We start from the raw sequence: 3,891 nt of genomic DNA on the forward strand, positions 1-3,891 counted from the left end.
GTCAACCATCCATGTGTACTCGACTTGTCGGGGCTTGTAGCACACGCCGGATTCATCTGAGTGGTGGCTTCTTCCACAAGGAAGAATTGCTCTTTTTCGAAAGGGTGGTGCAAGTGGGAAAACAATCGTTCGTTGCCAGTACCGACCAAAAACTTACTTGGGGTGTTACCGTAAGGTGGCATGAATACTAGAGCGTCAAACTGTCTAGCGATAGACGAAAAGACCTAGAGTTCTAACTCAAAGCCCCCACTGAAACGCTTCATCTCAGCGGGGGTAGTTGACTATGCTAGCGCTTGTGCTAAATCTTCAATTAAATCTTCACCATCTTCAATACCGACTGAAATACGAATTAATGTATCTGTAATTCCTAACTCTTTGCGGCGATCTGCTGGGATTGATGCATGTGTCATTTGAGATGGGATAGAAATTAAACTTTCTACTGCTCCTAAGCTTTCAGCAAGTGTAAAGTATTGTAATTTCTCAAGTACTTTATTTAATGTTTCTTCACTATCTACATCAAATGAAATAATAGCCCCAAATCCATTTGCTTGTTCTGTTGCTAATTCATGATTTTGATGTGATGCAAGACCTGGGTAATATACTTTATTTACTTTTGGATGGTTATTTAAAAACTCAGCAATGGCGCGTGAATTCGTTTCATGTTCTTCCATACGAATTCCTAATGTTTTTAAACCGCGAAGTAGTAAGAAGCTATCTTGTGGGCCAAGAATACCTCCTGTTGAGTTTTGTACAAAGTGAAGGTCTTCTGCTAATTGCGGGCTATTTACAACTACTAGGCCTGCAACTACGTCACTATGTCCTCCTAAATATTTCGTTGCACTATGAAGTACAATGTCTGCTCCTAAAGAGATTGGCGACTGCCAATATGGCGTCATGAATGTGTTATCAATAATTGTTAATACATCTTTCTCTTTAGCAAGAGTAGATATTTTCTTAATATCAGTAATTTTTAGTAATGGGTTCGTTGGTGTTTCCACATAAATCGCTTTCGTATTTGGACGAATCGCTTCTACAACTTCCTCTAGGTTTGTTGTATCTACAAATGTATGCTCAATGCCGAAACGGTTTAGTACTTTTGTAATAACGCGGTACGTCCCGCCATAAACATCATCTGTTAAAATGACATGATCTCCTTTTGAGAATAGCATAATAGTTGCTGTAATAGCTGCCATCCCTGAACCAAATGCAAATCCTGCATGACCATTTTCTAACACTGCAATCATTTCTTCTAAAGCTGAACGAGTTGGATTACCAGTTCTAGAATATTCATATCCTTGGTGCTTACCAACTGCTTCTTGTTTGTACGTACTCGTTTGATAGATCGGTACGTTTACAGATCCAGTTGAAGGTTCTCCTATGCGAATACCATGAATTAACTTTGTCTTTGCTCTCATTTTTTATTCCCATCCTTTGTATATGTCTTTACTTAAATAGCGCTCACTACTATCAGGAAAAATCGTTACAATATTTGTACCTGGTGCTGCTTTCTCTGCCTCAAGTAAGCTTGCATGAAATGCTGCTCCTGAAGAGCTCCCAACGAGAAGGCCTTCCTTTTTCGCTAATTCTTTCACTCGTAAAAATGCATTTCGATCAGAAATTGTATGAATTTCATCAAAATAAGATGTTTTTAAAAATGGTGGAATGAATTCAAGACCAATACCTTCTGTTTCATGTGAACCAGCTTTGCCGCCATTTAAAATAGATCCTTCTGGTTCTACAATAACCGTTTTAATATCAATATTTTTTTCTTTTAAATAAGACGCAGTTCCCATAAACGTACCGCCAGTTCCTGCACCCGCAACAAATATGTTAATCTCTCCATTCAGTGCGTCCCAAAGTTCAGGACCTAGTGTTTTGAAATAAGCACGAGGGTTTGCTTCATTAGCAAACTGACTTGGAGAGTATGAATTTGGTATTTCCTTTACTAATTCTTTTGCCTTTGCAATTGCGCCGGTCATTCCTTGCTCAGTCGGTGTATGCACAACCTTTGCACCTAGCGCTTTCATTAATTCTTGTTTTTCAATACTAAATTTCTCTGGTACACAAACAATGACGCGTAAATCATGTTCTAACGCTGCAAGTGCCAGTCCAATGCCGGTATTTCCAGCCGTCGGTTCAATGATTGTTCCGCCCTCTGCAACAAGCCCTTTTTCTAACGCATCTTCGATTAATTCTCTTCCTAAACGATCCTTAACGCTTCCGCCTGGGTTGTAAAATTCAAGCTTTGCAAATAAACGGACTCCTTTCGGAAGTGAAAAACGAGTAATTTCTACGATTGGTGTATGGCCAATCAACTCATGAACTCCACGATATACATTCATCGTGTTCTCCCCCTTATTTGCCAATAAAGAAAAGGCAACTGTATGTATTTTCTTTATATGAGACAGTTGCCTTTTTGTTACATTACTTTAACTCTTCTAGTACCTTTACGATAAAGTTTGTAGAATGAAGAGCTGCTTGATCTAAAAATTGATCAAATGAAACATTTGATTCTTTACCAGCAATATCAGAAAGTGCACGAATAATAACAAATGGAACTTCATATTGGTGGCATACTTGCGCAACAGCTGCTGCTTCCATTTCTACTGCATAAAGATCTTCAAATTTATCACGAATTGCTGCAACACGGTTCGGATCACTCATAAATGAATCACCTGTTGCAATCATACCTTTTACAACTTGAATATTTTCTTCTGCCTGCATACATTTCTCAGCTAATGCAACTAATGCCTCATCAGCTTTAAATCCAGGTGGCATTCCTGGCACTTGACCATATTCGTAGTTAAATGCTGTTACATCTACGTCATGGTGACGAACTTCTGTTGAAATAACTACATCACCAACATTTAGAGAGTGATGGAATCCACCAGCTGAACCAGTATTAATTACTTTTTCAGGCTTATATTTTTCTAATAAAATTGTCGTTGACATCGCTGCATTTACTTTACCAATACCAGACTTTAGCAAGATTACTTCATGTCCTGCCAATAGCCCTTTCGTAAATTCAGAACCTGCAACAGTTTCTGTTTCTGCTTGTTCTAGTTTGTCACGTAAAATACGTACTTCTTCTTCCATTGCTCCAATTACAGCAATTCTCAATCTAATCCCTCTTTCTATTGCTTAGTTGCCTCCACTACCCAAACGAAATGATTTAATCTCGTAAACGTTACGTGGAAGCCATTGTTTTCAAAAATAGATTGCATGATCGGAATACGTGTATAGTATTCTGTTTGCAAATCGTTTGCTAACTGATGAAAACCTCTTTGTTTTGCTACTTCGACAGTTTTATCATATGCATCTTGATCTGCAAATATCGTATCAGCAAACACTATTTTACCACCTTTGTTTAGCAATTGACTATACTTCGCAATTGCTACGTCTTTTTCTTCATCTGTTAAATGATGAAATGCGTAAGTGCTCACAATAGTATCGATTGAATTTTGGACTTCAAATGAAAGAAAATCACCCTCCGTAATTGAAAACTCTTTTGGTAATTTCTCTTTTGCAATTGTACGCATTTCGCGTGACGGTTCTATACCGTAAACTGTGCGACCAGCAAGTAATAATTTATTTGTTAAATTGCCAGTACCAACACCGAATTCTAATACGTTGCCAAATGACTTGTTAACTACATCCTCTAAAATGTCCTCATAATGGGCGAAAACTTCTTTATATTGTATATCTTCGCCTTGTACAAATGAGTCGTACGTATGAGCCCATTCATCAAATAAACCATTAAATTCTGTTCCCATAAAAATTCCCCTTTTTCTTATCGGTTTTATCAGTATGATATTCTCTCTTTCTAAAAATGTCAATTGAAATGTACGTAGTATTTCCTTCTTTTCTTTGTTACACTATAGGTGATTACAT

At 37.7% G+C, this 3,891-nt stretch carries 4 protein-coding genes; all 4 read right to left on the minus strand.

The features are described from left to right. Nucleotides 1-281: 281 nt before the first annotated feature. The 4 genes from AC1DTM_RS19795 to AC1DTM_RS19810 all read right to left on the minus strand — a co-directional run bounded on the left by AC1DTM_RS19795 (nucleotide 282) and on the right by AC1DTM_RS19810 (nucleotide 3,773). Nucleotides 282-1,415, minus strand: a complete 1,134-nt coding sequence (locus tag AC1DTM_RS19795) for a bifunctional cystathionine gamma-lyase/homocysteine desulfhydrase (protein WP_016106204.1) — start codon at nucleotides 1,413-1,415, stop codon at nucleotides 282-284. A gap of 3 nt (nucleotides 1,416-1,418) precedes the next feature. Continuing rightward, complete coding sequence (locus tag AC1DTM_RS19800; protein WP_002111959.1) at nucleotides 1,419-2,342, minus strand: O-acetylserine dependent cystathionine beta-synthase; 924 nt, start codon at nucleotides 2,340-2,342, stop codon at nucleotides 1,419-1,421. Nucleotides 2,343-2,424: 82 nt separating this feature from the next. After that, nucleotides 2,425-3,120, minus strand: a complete 696-nt coding sequence (gene mtnN / locus AC1DTM_RS19805) for a 5'-methylthioadenosine/S-adenosylhomocysteine nucleosidase (RefSeq protein ID WP_016106205.1) — start codon at nucleotides 3,118-3,120, stop codon at nucleotides 2,425-2,427. Between the two features lie 14 nt (nucleotides 3,121-3,134). After that, the gene (locus AC1DTM_RS19810; protein ID WP_199715074.1) at nucleotides 3,135-3,773 is read right to left on the minus strand and encodes a class I SAM-dependent methyltransferase; all 639 of its coding nucleotides are present in this window, start codon (nucleotides 3,771-3,773) and stop codon (nucleotides 3,135-3,137) included. Nucleotides 3,774-3,891 lie beyond the last annotated feature (118 nt).

Source organism: Bacillus sp. P4_D3, from assembly GCF_056401855.1.

Excerpts from the sequence above, each read along its gene's own strand:
- AC1DTM_RS19795 (WP_016106204.1), bottom strand. The coding sequence starts at position 1,415 with ATGAGAGCAAAGACAAAGTTAATTCATGGTATTCGCATAGGAGAACCT.
- AC1DTM_RS19810 (WP_199715074.1), bottom strand. The coding sequence starts at position 3,773 with ATGGGAACAGAATTTAATGGTTTATTTGATGAATGGGCTCATACGTAC.
- AC1DTM_RS19800 (WP_002111959.1), bottom strand. The coding sequence starts at position 2,342 with ATGAATGTATATCGTGGAGTTCATGAGTTGATTGGCCATACACCAATC.